At 70.6% G+C, this 14,702-nt stretch carries 14 protein-coding genes; 9 read left to right on the forward strand and 5 right to left on the reverse strand.

Going from position 1 to position 14,702, the window contains the following annotated elements:
- The first annotated feature begins 20 nt into the window (after window positions 1-20).
- Window positions 21-302, forward strand: coding sequence for a hypothetical protein (locus CF165_RS17205; RefSeq protein WP_093948545.1), 282 nt, complete (start codon window positions 21-23; stop codon window positions 300-302).
- A gap of 57 nt (window positions 303-359) precedes the next feature.
- Here CF165_RS17205 and CF165_RS17210 read toward each other — a convergent pair whose 3' ends face one another.
- A complete protein-coding gene (locus CF165_RS17210) occupies window positions 360-884 on the reverse strand; it encodes a DUF2231 domain-containing protein (protein ID WP_093948546.1) in 525 nt (174 codons plus the stop codon).
- 114 nt (window positions 885-998) lie between these two features.
- Between CF165_RS17210 and CF165_RS17215 the strand changes: the two genes are divergently transcribed.
- The 5 genes from CF165_RS17215 (at window position 999) to CF165_RS17235 (ending at window position 4,180) form a co-directional block, all read left to right on the forward strand.
- Window positions 999-1,697: a helix-turn-helix transcriptional regulator gene (locus tag CF165_RS17215; RefSeq protein WP_093948547.1), complete on the forward strand. Its 699-nt coding sequence runs from the start codon at window positions 999-1,001 to the stop codon at window positions 1,695-1,697.
- Between the two features lie 48 nt (window positions 1,698-1,745).
- Window positions 1,746-2,150 carry a DUF6153 family protein gene (locus tag CF165_RS17220; RefSeq protein WP_093948548.1) on the forward strand — a complete coding sequence of 135 codons (405 nt, stop codon included), beginning with the start codon at window positions 1,746-1,748 and terminating at the stop codon, window positions 2,148-2,150.
- A gap of 58 nt (window positions 2,151-2,208) precedes the next feature.
- Window positions 2,209-2,814 (forward strand): DUF305 domain-containing protein, encoded by a 606-nt coding sequence (locus CF165_RS17225; protein ID WP_093948549.1) that lies wholly within the window; start codon window positions 2,209-2,211, stop codon window positions 2,812-2,814.
- A gap of 77 nt (window positions 2,815-2,891) precedes the next feature.
- Complete coding sequence (locus CF165_RS17230; RefSeq protein ID WP_093948550.1) at window positions 2,892-3,254, forward strand: BlaI/MecI/CopY family transcriptional regulator; 363 nt, start codon at window positions 2,892-2,894, stop codon at window positions 3,252-3,254.
- Window positions 3,251-4,180: a M56 family metallopeptidase gene (locus CF165_RS17235; RefSeq protein WP_093948551.1), complete on the forward strand. Its 930-nt coding sequence runs from the start codon at window positions 3,251-3,253 to the stop codon at window positions 4,178-4,180. Before CF165_RS17230 ends, CF165_RS17235 begins: the two co-directional genes overlap by 4 nt.
- Here the strand turns inward: CF165_RS17235 and CF165_RS17240 are convergent.
- The 3 genes from CF165_RS17240 to CF165_RS17250 are packed head-to-tail and all read right to left on the reverse strand — an operon-like array spanning window position 4,167 to window position 7,491.
- Entirely contained in the window at window positions 4,167-6,380 is a 2,214-nt protein-coding gene (locus tag CF165_RS17240) for a heavy metal translocating P-type ATPase (protein ID WP_093948552.1), read from the reverse strand. The two genes, CF165_RS17235 and CF165_RS17240, sit on opposite strands and share 14 nt — an antisense overlap.
- On the reverse strand, window positions 6,380-7,258 hold the full coding sequence (locus CF165_RS17245) for a DUF8832 domain-containing protein (RefSeq protein WP_093948553.1): 879 nt from the start codon (window positions 7,256-7,258) through the stop codon (window positions 6,380-6,382). Before CF165_RS17245 ends, CF165_RS17240 begins: the two co-directional genes overlap by 1 nt.
- A 26-nt stretch (window positions 7,259-7,284) precedes the next feature.
- On the reverse strand, window positions 7,285-7,491 hold the full coding sequence (locus tag CF165_RS17250; RefSeq protein WP_093948554.1) for a heavy-metal-associated domain-containing protein: 207 nt from the start codon (window positions 7,489-7,491) through the stop codon (window positions 7,285-7,287).
- Window positions 7,492-7,821: 330 nt separating this feature from the next.
- On the opposite strand from CF165_RS17250, the gene CF165_RS17255 reads away from it, so the two are divergent.
- Window positions 7,822-8,874, forward strand: coding sequence for a C40 family peptidase (locus tag CF165_RS17255; RefSeq protein WP_205660885.1), 1,053 nt, complete (start codon window positions 7,822-7,824; stop codon window positions 8,872-8,874).
- Between the two features lie 58 nt (window positions 8,875-8,932).
- Here CF165_RS17255 and CF165_RS17260 read toward each other — a convergent pair whose 3' ends face one another.
- Window positions 8,933-11,788, reverse strand: coding sequence for an AfsR/SARP family transcriptional regulator (locus CF165_RS17260; RefSeq protein WP_240521643.1), 2,856 nt, complete (start codon window positions 11,786-11,788; stop codon window positions 8,933-8,935).
- Between the two features lie 351 nt (window positions 11,789-12,139).
- Between CF165_RS17260 and CF165_RS17265 the strand changes: the two genes are divergently transcribed.
- Both CF165_RS17265 and CF165_RS17270 read left to right on the forward strand, forming a co-directional pair.
- Window positions 12,140-12,901 (forward strand): AfsR/SARP family transcriptional regulator, encoded by a 762-nt coding sequence (locus tag CF165_RS17265; RefSeq protein WP_093948556.1) that lies wholly within the window; start codon window positions 12,140-12,142, stop codon window positions 12,899-12,901.
- A 105-nt stretch (window positions 12,902-13,006) separates the two neighbouring features.
- Window positions 13,007-14,659, forward strand: coding sequence for a beta-ketoacyl [acyl carrier protein] synthase domain-containing protein (locus CF165_RS17270; RefSeq protein ID WP_205660886.1), 1,653 nt, complete (start codon window positions 13,007-13,009; stop codon window positions 14,657-14,659).
- The last annotated feature ends 43 nt before the right edge of the window (window positions 14,660-14,702 follow it).

The following is a 14,702-nucleotide window of genomic DNA, read 5'->3' on the forward strand; positions in this document are numbered from 1 at the left end:
GTCCGGTGGGGGGATTCAACGTGGAAAACGACTGGCGCCCGGACGCGGTCGACGAGGATCCGGACGGCTTGGCGGCCATCTTGGATTCGCTCGGCCAGGATCCGGCCGTGAAACTCACCGATTCCGGCCGTGCCCTTCTGCGGTGGCTCGCCTCGCACGCGCTGAGTCCCGAGGACACCGACGTGTTCGACGCCGTTCCTCCGCAGTACGCGAATCTCGTCGCGGATATCGCCCGGCGCAATGCCGCGATCTGGCAAGAGCTGGCGAATATCGTCGAACGGCTCTCCCGCGAAGCGACGTGAGACAGGGAAACCGCGAATTCCCTTTCCGGCGCCCAGCGATGGCTCGAACGCGCGGGATCAGCTTCCGGCCGCGGACCGGTAGCCCTCCGCCTGGGTGGATTCGGCCGCGACGCGGACGCCGTAGTGGTAGGCCAGCTTCCCGCCGAGGTACCCCGACGCGGCCAGCACGACCAGCGACACCGCCGACAGCACGAGCGGGCCGGCCCCGACCGGCCCCGGCCCGTCCGCGGCCGCCCGGCGCCAGAAGAACCCGATGGCGTAGGCGGCCGTGACCGCGACGTTGAGGCTCATGTGCGTCAGCCCGGTGCGGAACGCCGGCGTGCCGGTGGGGATCGCCAGCAGGTCGAGCGTGCCGACCAGCGCCGCGGCGAGCGCCCCGACGACGCCGATGGCGCTCAGCCAGAGCGATCCCCTGGCCAGGAAACCCGGGTCGTCGACGATCCGCGAACCGATGTCGAACACCAGGCCGCTGACCCAGGCGCCGATCGGGACGGTCACCAGGATCGGGTGGAACGGGTGCCCGTACGGGCCGGCCAGTACTGCGCTCACCGGCCGCTTCGCCTGCTCGATGTCGTTGGCCATGGCGCCTCCTTTTCGCCAATAAAGTTTGGTCTTATTACCCCGGCGGGTCAAGCTGAGCTGGTGAGCACTACCCGAACGGAGTTGCGGCCAGGAAGTTCGGTGTAGCCTGCCGCCATGGAAGCGGAGCCGATCAGCGCGCTCGCCGCGCTGGACGACCCCCTGCGGCGCGGCATGTACCAGCACATCCGGCACGCCCGCCACCCGGTCACCCGCGACGAAGCCGCCGAAGTGGTCGGCATCTCGCGCAAGCTGGCCGCGTTCCACCTGGACAAGCTGGTCGCGGCCGGGTTGCTCCGGACCCGCTACGAGTTCGTCGGCGGGATCCGCAAGGTCGGGCGCGCCCCCAAGGTGTACGAGCCCTCCGGCTTGGAGGTGCGCGTCAGCGTCCCGCCGCGCCGGCACGACGTCCTGGCCGAGATCCTGCTGGACGCCGTCCTCGGCGAAGACGGCGGGGAAACCGTCCGCGACGCGGTGCTGCGTACGGCGCATCGGCACGGCGAGGCGCTGGGCGCGGCGGAACGCGACCAGGTCCGCCCCGGACGGCTCGGCGCCGAACGGGCGCTGACGCTCGCGTCGGCCGTCGTGGAACGCCACGGCTTCGAGCCGGACCGGGAGACGCCGACCTGCCTGCGGCTGCGCAACTGCCCGTTCCACCCCCTGGCCGCGAAGGCACCCGAGCTGGTGTGCGGGATGAACCAGGCCTTCCTCAGCGGCCTGCTCGACGGTCTGCGGGCCGCCACCGTCGAAGCCGTGCTGGATCCCCGCGCGGGCGAGTGCTGCGTGGAACTCCGGCCGGCCGGACCGCGGCCCTGACCGGTCTACTATTCGCCATAGTATGATCGGGAACCGGTGGTTGACACGATGACGGCGAAACGGCTCGGCCGGGTGCAGCAGGTTCTCCTGCTGTGCGCGCTCGCCGTGGGCGTCGTCGCGATGCACCACATCGGCATGGCGAACGCCGGCAGCACGGCGATGCACGCCATGTCCGCGGCCGCGCCGCAGGTGGTCACCGCGCCGCCGGCCGCCGGCTCCGGCGAACACGATCCGGGCATGCCGGACGGCCTGCACGACATCCTCCACCTCTGCCTGGCCGTGCTGTGCGCGGCGGGCGCGCTTCTGCTGGCCGTCGCCGTCTTCCTGGCTGTCTCGTGGTCCACCACGACGTTCTCCCGGGCCGTCCGTTCCCGTGGCTCACCGAGCCGGGGACGTCCGCCGGACGAAGGTGGCCGCGACATCCTGACTTCTCTGTGCGTGTTGCGCACGTGATCGACCGGCTTCTCCCGGTCTGCCGAAATCACGCACACCTCACAGAGAAAGATTTGTCATGCGCAAAAACTTCGCCATCGCCGGCCTCGTGCTGGCCTCCGCCCTCCTGCTCGGCGCGTGCGGCGGCAACGACTCCATGGCCGGAATGGACTCCAGCTCGCCGTCACCGTCACCGTCCTCGTCCGCGCAAGCGGACGGCCACAATACCGACGACGTCACGTTCGCCCAGCAGATGATCCCGCACCACAGCCAGGCGCTCGACATGGCGAAGCTCGTCCCGTCGCGCAGCACGAACCCGAAGGTGCTCGACCTCGCGAGCCGGATCGAAAAGGCCCAGGACCCCGAGATCCGGCAGATGCGGGGCTGGCTGTCCACCTGGGGCGCCGGCACCTCCGAAATGCCGGGGATGAACCACGAATCGATGCCGGGGATGAGCGGCATGATGTCCGACGCCGACATGCAGAAGCTCGGCGCCGCCAAGGACGCCGAGTTCGACAAGATGTGGCTCGACATGATGATCGAGCACCACCAGGGCGCGATCGACATGGCCAAGACCGAACTCGCCAAGGGCGGCAACGCCGACGCGAAGGCGCTCGCCCAGAAGATCATCGACGCCCAGCAGGCGGAGATCACCGAAATGCGGGGCCTGCTCACGCAGAGCTGATCCCCCGGTCGCCGGGGCGGGCCGCCGCCCCGGCGATCACCGGCCGCGCGGGAAGTATCCTGCCTGCCGGAGGTGCCATGCTCGGTTTGGGCGAGCTCGAAGCGTCGGTGATGGACGTGCTCTGGGACGCGGCGGAACCCCTGCGGGTCCGCCAGGTGCTCGACGAGCTGAACCGGCACCGCGACCTGGCGTACACGACGGTGATGACGGTCCTGGACAACCTGCACCGGAAGGGCTGGGTCGTCCGCGACCTCGAGAACCGCGCCTACCGCTACCGCGCTGTCACCACGCGGGCGGAAGCGACCGCGCAGAGCCTGCGGGAGGTGCTCGACTCCGTCGACGACCGCGAGTCCGTGCTGCTGCACTTCGTCAGCGCGGTCACCGAAGAGGAGTCCGACGTCCTCCGCCGGGCGCTGCGCCGGAAGCCGAAGAAGCGGTGATCCTCGCGGCCGCACTGGCGCTCGGGACCATCGCCGTCGGCTGGTGGTCTCCGTGGCTGCTGAGCAAGCTCGCCGCGCGGGTCCACCCGCGGACGGCGATCGCCTGGTGGCTGCTGACCGCCGCCGGCGTGGCCACCGCGTCGGTCGCCGGGGTGCTGCTCCTCGTCCTGCCCGGCCACGGCCCGGCCGACGCGGTCATCCGGCTTCTCCACGACTGCTGGGCCGCGGTCGGCCACGACGACCTCCCCGCGCTCGACCCGATAGCCGGGACGGCCGCGGGCCTCGTCCTGGCCGTCGCGACCGGCCGGCTGGCGGTGACCTGGCTCGCGCGCCGCCGGCGGCGGACGGTGCCGCACCGGCGTCACCTGACCGCGCTGCGGCTTACCGGCGCCCGAGACACCCGGCCGGTCCCCACCCTGTGGCTGCCGGACGAACGGCCGATCGCGTACAGCCTCGGCGGCCGCCGGTCGCTGGTCGTCGCCAGCGACGGGCTCGCGGCGCGGCTGACCGAGCCCGAGCTGGGAGCCGTGCTGGCGCACGAACGCGCCCACGTCCGCGGGCGGCACCACCTGCTCACCGGCTGCTCGGAGGTACTGGGCCGGACGCTGCGGTTCGTGCCGCTGATGCGTGAGCTGCCCGGGGCGACGCGGCTGCTGGTGGAACTGGCCGCCGACCAGGCGGCGGCCGCGCAGTGCGGGCGCGAGCCGCTCCGGTCGGCGCTGGTGTCGATCCGGGCGGTGGACGGGCCGCGCCGCGCCCTCGCGATGGCGGGCGGCGACACGGCCATCCGGCTGAGCCGGCTCGAGGCCGGCTCGTCGACGGCACCACGGTTGACGACCGTCGCCGGTGGGCTCGCCGCCTTCCTCGCGCCGCCCGCGATCGCGGTGGCCCTGGTGCTGGTCACCAGCTTCCTCACCTGCCGCTGAAACTCCGCAGCCGCAGGCTGTTCCCGACGACGAACACCGAGCTGAACGCCATCGCCGCGCCCGCGATCATCGGGTTCAGCAGCCCCGCCGCGGCCAGCGGCAGCGCGGCCAGGTTGTAGGCGAACGCCCAGAACAGGTTGCCCTTGATCGTCCGCAGGGTCCGCCGCGACAGCCGGATCGCGTCGGCGACCGCGCGCAGGTCACCGCGCACCAGGGTGATGTCGCTCGCCTCGATCGCCACATCGGTTCCGGTGCCCATCGCCAGCCCGAGGTCGGCCTGGGCCAGCGCGGGGGCGTCGTTGACGCCGTCGCCGACCATGGCGACGACCTTGCCTTCGTCCTGCAGCCGCTTGACGACGTCGAGCTTGTCGGCCGGGAGAACTTCGGCGATCACTTCGTCGATGCCCACCTCGGCCGCGACAGCGTTGGCCACCGCCGTGTTGTCGCCGGTGAGCAGCACCGGGTTCAGGCCCAGCTCACGCAGCTGGGCGATCGCCTCGGCCGACGTCGGCTTGACGGTGTCGGCGACCACCAGCACGCCACGGGCCGCGCCGTCCCAAGCCACCGCGACCGCGGTGTGCCCGCGTCCCTCGGCTGCCGCCTTGGCCGCGGCGAGGTCGTCCGGGAGCGGCTGGCTCCAGTCCTCCAGCAGAGCCGTCCGGCCCACCAGGACCGCGTGGCCGTCGACGATGCCCTGCACGCCGAGCCCTTCGACGTTCGTGAAGTCCTCGACAGCGGGCAGGTCGACGCGTTCCCGCGCGCCACGCGCGATGGCGGTGGCGATCGGGTGCTCGGACGCGTCCTCCAGCGCGCCGGCCAGCCGCAGCAGCTCGACCTCGTCGACACCCTCGGCCGGGTGCACGGCGGTGAGCGTCATCCGGCCCGCCGTCACGGTGCCGGTCTTGTCCAGCACCACGGTGTCGACCCGGCGGGTGGACTCCAGGACCTCCGGTCCCTTGATCAGCACACCGAGCTGGGCGCCACGGCCGGTCCCGACGAGCAGCGCCGTCGGCGTGGCCAGGCCGAGCGCGCACGGGCAGGCGATGATCAGCACCGCCACCGCCGCCGTGAACGCCGCCGCCGTCCCCACCCCGCTGCCGAGCCAGAACCCCAGCGTCGCCACGGCCAGCCCGATCACGATCGGCACGAACACCCCGGACACGCGGTCGGCCAGCCGCTGGACCTCGGCCTTGCCGCTCTGGGCGTCCTCGACCAGCTTGGCCATCTGCGCCAGCTGCGTGTCCGCGCCGACCCGGGTGGCCCGCACGACCAGCCGGCCACCGGCGTTGACGGTCGCGCCGGTCACCGCGTCACCCTCGCCGACTTCGACGGGCACCGACTCGCCGGTGAGCATCGACGCGTCGACCGCGGACCCGCCTTCCTCGACCACGCCGTCGGTGGCGATCTTCTCGCCGGGCCGCACGACGAACCGGTCCCCCACCGCCAGCTCGGACGTCGGGATGCGGACCTCGGCGCCGTCGCGCAGGACGGCGACTTCCTTCGCGCCCAGCTCCAGCAGCGCCCGCAGGGCGGCACCCGCCCGTCGCTTGGACCGCGCCTCGAAGTAGCGACCGGCGAGAATGAACGTCGTGACACCCGCGGCGACCTCGAGGTAGATGTTGCCCGCGCCGTCCGACGGCGCGATCGTCAGCTCGAACGGGTGCACCATCCCCGGCGTCCCGGCCGTACCGAACAGCAATGCCCACACCGACCACGCGAACGCCGCCAGCACACCCATCGACACCAGCGTGTCCATCGTCGCCGCGCCGTGCCGCAGGTTCGTCCACGCCGCCCGGTGGAACGGCCACGCGCCCCAGGTGACCACCGGGGCGGCCAGCGTCAGCGAAATCCACTGCCAGTAGGTGAACTGCAGCGCGGGCACCATCGCGAGCACGATCACCGGCACCGCGAGCACAGCGCTGGTGATCAGGCGCTGCCGCAACGGCCGCGCCGGATCCTCTTCGTCCACTTCGGACTCGGCGGTGTTCTCCGGCCGGGGCAGGGTCGCGCTGTACCCGGCGGCTTCGACCGTGGTGACCAGGGTCACCGGATCGACGCCGTCGGGTGCGTGCACGCGCGCTTTTTCCGTGGCGTAGTTGACCGACGCGGTGACGCCGTCGAGCTTGTTCAGCTTGCGTTCGATGCGGTTGGCGCAGGACGCGCAGGTCATGCCACCGATCGCGAGTTCGATCTCGGTCATCACGCCCTCCCGGTCGTCGTCACGGTGAACTCGGCGGTCCGCACGAAACCGCCGTGCCGGAAGTCGAGGAACAGCCGGTAGGTCCCCGCGCTGGGGACTTCGGCGGCGAACTTCACCTGCGGCCCGGCGGCCGTCTTGCCGTCACCGGGTTCGCCGTCCGGGTGGACGTGCAGGTAGGCGAGGTCGCCTTCGCGCAGCGCGACCAGGTGCCCGTAGGCGCCGAGGTAGGGCTGCAGGTCGGTGACCGGCACACCACCGCGGCTGACCGTCAGCGTCAGCGGCGACGTCTTCCCGGCGGTCAGGTCGCCGTCGAGCCGGACGGTGTAGCCGTCGACCTGGGCCGTCCGGCTGGGCGCGTAGGTCACCGGCTGGTAGTTCCCCGCGACCGACAGATCCACGCCGAGGGTCATCGGCTTGCCGCCGGTGGGCGCGAAGTCGGCGAACGCGCGGTACGAGCCCGCGGCGGGCAGGGTCAGTGGGACGCTCCACGTGCCGTCCGGCGCCATTTCGGGGTGGACGTGCCGAAAGCCCGCGGTGTCCCGGCGCACCACGATCAGGTGCAGCTTCTTCTCGTGCTCGACGTCGAACGCGGTGACGGGCTTGCCGTCCGGGCCGGTGATGGTGAACGAGAACCGGCCGGGCTCCGGAGTCGCGCCGGTCACGGCGAACGTGTAGCCGTCCTTGCTCGACGCCAGCCCGCCCGGCAGCTCACCGGCCGGCGCGGCCATCCCGGCGTGCTCGCCACCCATGTCGCCGTGGCCGGCGTTTTCGCTGGTCACGGCCGAGACCGGACCGACCGCGCCGCCCACGGCGAATCCGCCGACCGCCAGCAGGACGAGCGCTCCGCCGAACCCGGCGAGCCGTGCTGTGGTGTTCATGTGTGCTTCCCTCCGCGAAGCCGGGCCTACCCGGCGAGCGTGTAACCGGCCTCCTCGACGGCCGCGCGGACCTGCGCGTCGTCGACCGGCCGGTCGCTGGAGACGGTGACGGCCCCGGTGGGCAGGTCGACGGCGACGGCGGTGACGCCCTCGATGGCGCCGACCTCCTCGCTGACCGAAGCCACGCAGTGCGAGCAGGTCATGCCGGTCACGGTGTAGGTGCTGGTAGTCATGACACGACCATACCCCTAGGGGGTAGGGGTTACAAGCCCGTGTCTACTATGACAGCTAGTACTAGGCCGCCTAACACAGCGTGACTTGGCTGCACACAAAGATTTGTTGCGCCGGAAGGTGGACATCACCGACGTCTTTTCGTAGCCTGGCCGTGATCTTGCGGCAACTGCCGTCGACCGGACGGCGACGCGGGATCACCGCCGGCCCGGCTTTGTCCCCGACGCCGGAAAAGAAACGGAACCACCGCGCGTCACCTGGTGCGGTTCGCGCTGCCCGGAAGGGGCGCGGTTCCGGCCGGCGGACGACGAGCAAAGGAGACCCGCGCGACCGTGCAGTCGCAGCCCATCCGGCGGATGGTTTCAGGCATCCTCGCGGCGACCTCGGTGATCCTCGTGGTCACCGCCGCCCAGCCCACGGCCACCGCCGCCCCCGTCCCCGCTCCCCAGGCTCCGCCCACCTCCTCCGACGCCCTGGCCAAGTACCGCGAACTCGCGGCGGAGGCCGAGAAGCTCAACGAGGACCTGCTCAAGGCGCAAACCGACCTGACGACCAGGCAAGGCGAGCTCGACAAGGCCACCAACGACGTCAACGCGGCGAAGGACCAGGGCGTCAAGGCCACCGAAAGCCAAAAGAAGTTCCAGGAGGAGGTCGACAAGTTCGCCGGCGCGTCGTTCACCAGCGGCGTCCAGCTGAACAAGCTGTCGGCGCTGCTGTCCGGCACGTCCACACAGGACTTCCTCGACCGGTCCTCGGCCCTCGAAGTGCTGGCCACGGACAAGAACGCCGCGATGGACAACCTCACCGGCGCCGTCCGGCAGGCCACCGACGCCACCAAGAAGGCTTCGGACGCCGCGAAGCGGGCTCAGGACGCCCGCGACGCCGCGGCCAAGCTGACCGAGGACATCAAGGCCAAGCAGAAGACCCTCGACGACCAGATCCAGCAGATCAAGGCGGCCGACAAGAACCTGAGTGCCGCGGACAAGGCGACCCAGCGCGACACCGGCGGCAAGGCGCCCAACGTCAAGGCGCCGACGGCGGCCGCGCAGACCGCGGTCGACGCGGCGTTGAGCAGGCTCGGCAAGCCGTACGTCTGGGGCGCCACCGGGCCGGACTCGTTCGACTGCTCGGGCCTCCTGCTGTGGGCGTACAACAAGGCCGGCATCACGCTGCCGCGCAACTCCGCGGCCCAGGCCCAGTTCGGCACGCCGGTCCCGCGCGACCAGCTGCAGCCGGGCGACCTGGTGGCCTACTACTCACCGGTGTCCCACATCGGCATGTACATCGGGGACGGCAAGATGGTCCACGCCCCGACCAGCGGCGACGTCGTGAAGATCTCGCCACTGCAGAGCCAGTACGCCGGCGCGACCCGGCCCACGGCCTGAGTTCGCGGACCAGCACCGGGCGGCGTCGCACTCTCGGGTGTGGCGCCGCCCCGGTTCGTCAGCGGACGGACGAAACACCGGCTTTGCCGTCGTTCCGGGTGGCCAGTCGCTCTTGAAGGCGGGCGTGGCGAAATTGGTAGATGGCGCCAGTCTGCCGGAGAACCCCTCTGCGGTGGGCGTCTTCGAGAAAATACATGAGGTGGAACGGAAGCTGTCCTCGGAGCGCGAGCCAGATACGGGTGAGGGTGTAGGTTCCCCACGCACGGGCGACGCAGACGGTCAGACCTGCCGCCAGCCCGAACAGGATCCCGAAGGCCACCGCATGGGAGCCGTAGGCCACCGGGAAAACCTGCCCGCCGACGACGAAACCGGCTGCTCCATAGGCGATACCGCCTGCCTTCAACAGGAAGTAGCCGAGCACGGCCGTGGAAACACCGGCGGCGAGGGCGGGTATCGGGTCGAACCGGCCGCTCAACGTCTCACCGAAACCATTGCCGGGGGTGAAGGCGAAGGCGATGCCGCAGAACAGGCCGAGGGACACCATGAACGACAGCGTGTGTGCCCAGGTGGCCGCTCGATCGTTGCGGAGGACCGTGGCAGGCGTGGAGACGCGTTCGGCGTTGACGGGAACGTCCAGCCACACGTTCACCCCGAGGGCCGTGCCGAAGACGACGCCGAGCAGGATGACGAACCTGATCGGCAGCACCCATCCCAGCCCGAAGGTGACGCCGACCATGACGCCGGTCGCGAATCGCAGGAGAAACCGGTCGGCGGAATGGTGGAAGTGAACCTCCACGTGCAGGGGGTCGGCGTGCCGGCCGAAGCGGTGGGCGATGAAGCCGGCGACCGTGAAGGACCCGCCGTAGATCAGTCCCATGCCGGGGCCGGCCGCCGTCCACCCGGTGATCAGGAACAGCAGTCCGGGCAGGATGCTCAGGTAGAGGCCGGCCGTGTAGCGCGGGACAGCGTGGTACAGGTGCCACCACGCGAGGTCCTGGGTGCGTTGGCGATGGAGTGCCTTGGCCAGAAACGTGAACCAGCGCTCGGCTTGCGCCGCGGTGTACGTTCTCGACCGCGCTGACGGGTCGAGCGCCGGCGAGAGCGGGCGGGGGGCGTAGGCGGTGGGTATGTAGGTGTCGAGAAGATGGTCCTCGATCGTGTCGGGTTCCCCGAAGCGCACGGGATCGCACAGGTCGGCGGGGGCCGTGTCCGGACTCGTGTACGCGGTTTTGGCGAGGTCGACCATCAGCGGGGTGCTCAGCGCCTGGGCGAGCGCACTGTCCGGCCGGCAGCGCAGGTGTTCTTCGACGGCCTCCCAGCGCCGATCGCCGCCGGCCGTCCTGCTGGTGAGGAAGGCGATCGCGGCTTCGGGTTCGACGGGGTCGATCTCGATCACGGCCGCCCGGCTGAGCACGGCACCGGTTTGTTTCACGGCGTTCTCGTACTCCTCGGCACGGCAGGTCACGACTAGGGGTCGTCCGTGCGCGGTGGCGTGGTCGAGGGCGTCGATCGCCGCGGCGTGCAGCGCGGGCGGTATCTCGTCGAGGCCGTCGAGGATGGGAAGTACCGCGCCGTCGAGCACCAGCTGGGTCGCGGCGTCGCGGCCGTAGCGATCTTCGTTGGCCAGGCCGGGATGAGCCTCGAGGAGGCTGGCGGCGAGCCATTGGTGCAGGTGCTGCCGGTGGGGGTTCCACGACGCCAGGGACGACAGGACGGGAATCGGCTCGCCGGGCCGCGGGTCGTTGAGGAGTCCGAGAGTGAGGAGGATGGCGAGCACGGATTTCCCCGCTCCCGGCGCGCCGAGGACGACCAGCTGGCGAGCCGGGAGCTCCCGGAACCTGGTCACCACATCACCCAGGCTGCCGCTGAACGTGAACTGCTGGCTGTCGCCGGAGACGGCGCCGAACACCCTCGCGGCCGGTGCCGAGACCGGCCGGCCGGTGCTGGACCAGGTGAGGGAGATCGGCTCGGGCCGGTTGAGCGAGCGCAGTTCGGCCTCGGCGGTCCATTGCCGGGTGATGGCCGTCCGCAAATGGGGTATCGCCCGGTCCGACCGGACGGACGAGATGCCGGCGTCCAGCCCCGGCGCGCTGACGGGGATGGCAGGCGGTGCGGCCGAATCCGGTATTTTGGCGAGGATTTTCGCGTGGAGCTCATGGAGCTCGGATCCCGGGTCGACGCCGAGCTCGTCGACGAGCCGGGCACGGAGATCGTGGAACACCGTGAGGGCGTCCGCCTGCCTGCCGACCCGGTCCAGCGCGGTCATCAGCTGTGCGTGTGGCCGTTCCCTGAGGGGATGCAGCGCGATCAGGTCGGTGAGCTGGTCGATGACTTTCTCGTACTCTCCGAGCTCCAGGTGCCAGTCGGCGCACCGCTCGACGGCCCTGATCCGCTGCTCGTCCAGCTGAGCGATCAGGCCCGACAGCGCGTGCGCACCGAGCCCGTCGAGGGCGGGACCACGCCACAGCCGCAGTGCACGACGAATGGTGGCGACGGCGGCGGCGGCGTCTCCGTCGGACGCCAGCTGGTGGGCTGTCCGCACGAGGCACTGGAAACGCGAGGCGTCGAGTTCCTCGTCGCCGATCACAATGCGATAGCCCCGCCCATCGGTGACAATGACACCACGATCAGCACCCAGTTTGTCACGCAGCGTGGAGATGCAATTCTGCACCTGTTTGACGGCCGTCGCCGGTGGATTTTCGTCCCAGATCGCCGCGACCAGTCTGGCGACGGGCACCGCCGAGTTGGGAGTGAGGAGCAACGAGGCCAATACCCGCTGGTGACGGCTGCCGGGAAAGTTGGTTCGTTCTCCGTCAACCCAGGCTTCCAACGCCCCGAGTATCCGGAAATCCATGTTGCAGCCCCCTTGGCGGCGTCGTGCCGGTGTCGATCGTACCGGTCGCCCGATCCCCACCAATGCTCCTTCCTGCGTAAAGGACACGATGATGACGTGGTATCCGGCGGCGAGGACAATCCGATGACGGCCCCGACGATCGTCTCCGCCATACGAACGGCGACGGCGGAGGCATTACGGCCTGCTGGGGATCCGTCGCCGCGTCGAACTGGGGCTGGGAGGCGTGCACCGTGATCAAGACGTGCACCATGCGCAGGACAAACAATGAAATCGCCGGCCACCCTGAACGACGGCGGACCAAGCGGCGTCGTGGTGGCCCGATACGAGTGCCAGGCGTGACCTCCGGGGTTCCGGTGGTGGCGCTGTCGGACACCGGCGGCACCGCCATCCCGCACACATTGGAGGGGTGCGATGCGGATAGACATCCTCGGCACGCTGTCACTCACCGGCGTGAATGGCAAGAAGTTCAACATCGGCTCGAGAAAGCTGCGCACCGTGGTCGCGTTGCTGGCTTTGTCTCCGTGCACACCGGTGCCGATCGACGAGCTGGTCGAAGAACTCTGGGCCGAAAGACCGGTCAGAAATGCGCCGAATGCACTACAGGCCAACGTCGCGCGCCTGCGAAAACTACTGGAAACCGTCAGCGGACGGCCCGGAAGTGAGCTGGTCAGAACGTCCAGTGGCGGGTACGTCCTGGATGTTCCGCCCGAAGACGTCGATGCGCACGAGTTCGTGGCGCTGGCGGACCGCGGTGCGAAAATCCTTCAGGAACGTCCACCGGAAGCGGTCGACCTGCTGCACCGTGCGCTGCGGCTGTGGCGCGGGCCGGCGCTGGTCGACGTACCCGACGGTATGCGTTGTCGAGCAGGCGCCGGCTACCTCGAAGAACGCAGGCTCGCCGCCCGTGAAGATCTGGTGGCGGCCCGGCTGAGCACCGGTGAGGAACGCGCTGTGGTTTCCGAGCTGAGGCAGCTCGTCGCCGAGCACCCCGAACGCGAACGGCTGAGCGAGCAGCTCATGCTGGCCCTCTACCGCACGGGGCGGCAGACCGAAGCCCTCGACGCCTTCCACTCCCTGCGCAACTGGCTCGACGAAGAACTCGGGCTGCAACCCAACCGAGAGGTACGCGGCCTGTACCAAGCGATCCTTTCGCAGGACAACGTGCTGGGCTGAGCCGGTGGCGGATGATCCTTTCGCGCACCGCTCGCCCGGCATCCTTCCGAGACCGACTACGCCAGGAATGAGGGGCGCCACCGTGACGCCGAAAGGTGGACACAGATGACGGACGCGACCGGGCCGCTGCGCCGGGCGATGGAGACGATCCGGGCGCTGCGCGCCGATTTGGCCGCGGCGCGGGGAGCCACCCAGGTGGCCGTCGTGGGCATGTCGCTGCGCGCACCTGGTGGGTTGCACGACCGGACGGCTTTCTGGGCCGCGCTCGCGGAGGGCCGGGACCTGACCGGGCCGTTGCCCGGCGACCGCGCCGCCGCGTTCCCCGGCCAGTGGGACAGGTTCCCCACCCGGGGAGGCTATCTGGAGGATGCGTTCGGGTTCGAGCCGAAGTTCTTCGGGTTGTCGACGCCGGAGGCGCGGGCCATGGACCCGCAGCACCGGTTGCTGCTGGAGGGCACCTGGCTGGCGTTCGAGGACGCCGGGATCACACCCGGCTCGGTCGCCGCGTCCACCGGGGTCTACGTCGGCATCACGGGTCAGGACTACCGGGACTGGGCGAACGCGCCGTCGGCGTCGTGGACGATCGGCAACGGCCACTGCTTCGCCGCCGGCCGGATCGCCAACGTGCTGGGGTTCGGCGGTCCCGCGTTGGCCGTGGACACGGCGTGCTCGTCCTCGCTGACCGCGCTGCACACGGCCTGCCGCGCGCTGGCGGCGGGTGACTGCGATGTGGCGGTGGTGGGCGGCGCGAACCTGGTGCTGTCGCCCCGGTCGACCCGGGAGATCAGCCGCACGGGCGCGCTGTCCGCCGATGGCCGCTGCCGGCCGTTCGACGCGCGTGCCAACGGTTTCGTGCGCGGCGAGGGCTGCGGCGTGTTCGTGCTCAAGCGCCTGGCGGACGCGCACCGCGACGCCGACCGGGTGCTGGCCGTGGTGCGGGCGACGGGCCTGAACCAGGACGGCCGCGGAACGGGGTTCACCGCGCCGAACGTCCACGCTCAGTCGAGCCTGGTGGAGTCGGTACTGGCCGACGCGGGCCTGCAGCCCACCGACATCGGCTACGTCGAGGCCCACGGCACCGGCACCCCCCTCGGCGACCCGATCGAGATGGAGGCCCTGGTGGCGGCGCTCCGAAAGCCGTCGCACCCGGTGTTCGTCGGCTCGGTGAAGGGCAACCTCGGTCACGCCGAGGCGGCGGCGGGAGCACTGGGCATGATCAAGGCGATCATGTGCCTGCGGGAGCGCGCGATACCGCCGCAGCACGGGTTCACCGCGCTCAACCCGCGCATCGACCTCGCCGGGACGGGTATCACCGTGCCGACGAAGATGACGCCCTGGACGACGGGCACGCACGCGGCGGTGAGCTCCTTCGGGGCGAGCGGAACGAACGCGCACGTGGTGATCGGACTGGACGAACCCCGCCCGGCACCCGCCGCGTCGCCGACCGGGTTCCTGATCTCGGCCGCCGGCGAACCCGCGCTGCGCGCGCTGGCGGCCGCGTACGCCGACGTGGTGTCCGATGTGGACTACGCCGGCTTCTGCCACACCACGACGTTCGGCCGCACCCGGCTGTCCTGTGCACGATGGGTGTCGGCCGGTGACACCAGCTCCGCCCGCGATGCGCTCGCCGCGGTGGCAAGCGGTCACGAACATCCTGCCGTCGGCGAGCCCGGCACCGTGCCGGAGCTGCCGCGGCACGTGGTCGACCTGCCAGGATATCCGTGGCAGCGCAAGGACTGTGTGATCCGACGCGGGTAACTGAGCCGGGTAGCGGTCGTGAGTGAGAAACAGTGTTAGAACA

Origin of the sequence: Amycolatopsis vastitatis (assembly GCF_002234595.1) — a bacterium.
GTDB lineage: Bacteria > Actinomycetota > Actinomycetes > Mycobacteriales > Pseudonocardiaceae > Amycolatopsis > Amycolatopsis vastitatis.

What these genes read in the sequence shown, in the direction of transcription:
- CF165_RS17230 (WP_093948550.1), top strand. Translation starts at nt 2,892, where the DNA reads ATGCTCGGTTTGGGCGAGCTCGAAGCGTCGGTGATGGACGTGCTCTGG.
- CF165_RS17240 (WP_093948552.1), bottom strand. Translation starts at nt 6,380, where the DNA reads ATGACCGAGATCGAACTCGCGATCGGTGGCATGACCTGCGCGTCCTGC.
- CF165_RS17250 (WP_093948554.1), bottom strand. Translation starts at nt 7,491, where the DNA reads ATGACTACCAGCACCTACACCGTGACCGGCATGACCTGCTCGCACTGC.
- CF165_RS17220 (WP_093948548.1), top strand. Translation starts at nt 1,746, where the DNA reads ATGACGGCGAAACGGCTCGGCCGGGTGCAGCAGGTTCTCCTGCTGTGC.
- CF165_RS17270 (WP_205660886.1), top strand. Translation starts at nt 13,007, where the DNA reads ATGACGGACGCGACCGGGCCGCTGCGCCGGGCGATGGAGACGATCCGG.
- CF165_RS17225 (WP_093948549.1), top strand. Translation starts at nt 2,209, where the DNA reads ATGCGCAAAAACTTCGCCATCGCCGGCCTCGTGCTGGCCTCCGCCCTC.
- CF165_RS17245 (WP_093948553.1), bottom strand. Translation starts at nt 7,258, where the DNA reads ATGAACACCACAGCACGGCTCGCCGGGTTCGGCGGAGCGCTCGTCCTG.
- CF165_RS17210 (WP_093948546.1), bottom strand. Translation starts at nt 884, where the DNA reads ATGGCCAACGACATCGAGCAGGCGAAGCGGCCGGTGAGCGCAGTACTG.
- CF165_RS17215 (WP_093948547.1), top strand. Translation starts at nt 999, where the DNA reads ATGGAAGCGGAGCCGATCAGCGCGCTCGCCGCGCTGGACGACCCCCTG.
- CF165_RS17265 (WP_093948556.1), top strand. Translation starts at nt 12,140, where the DNA reads ATGCGGATAGACATCCTCGGCACGCTGTCACTCACCGGCGTGAATGGC.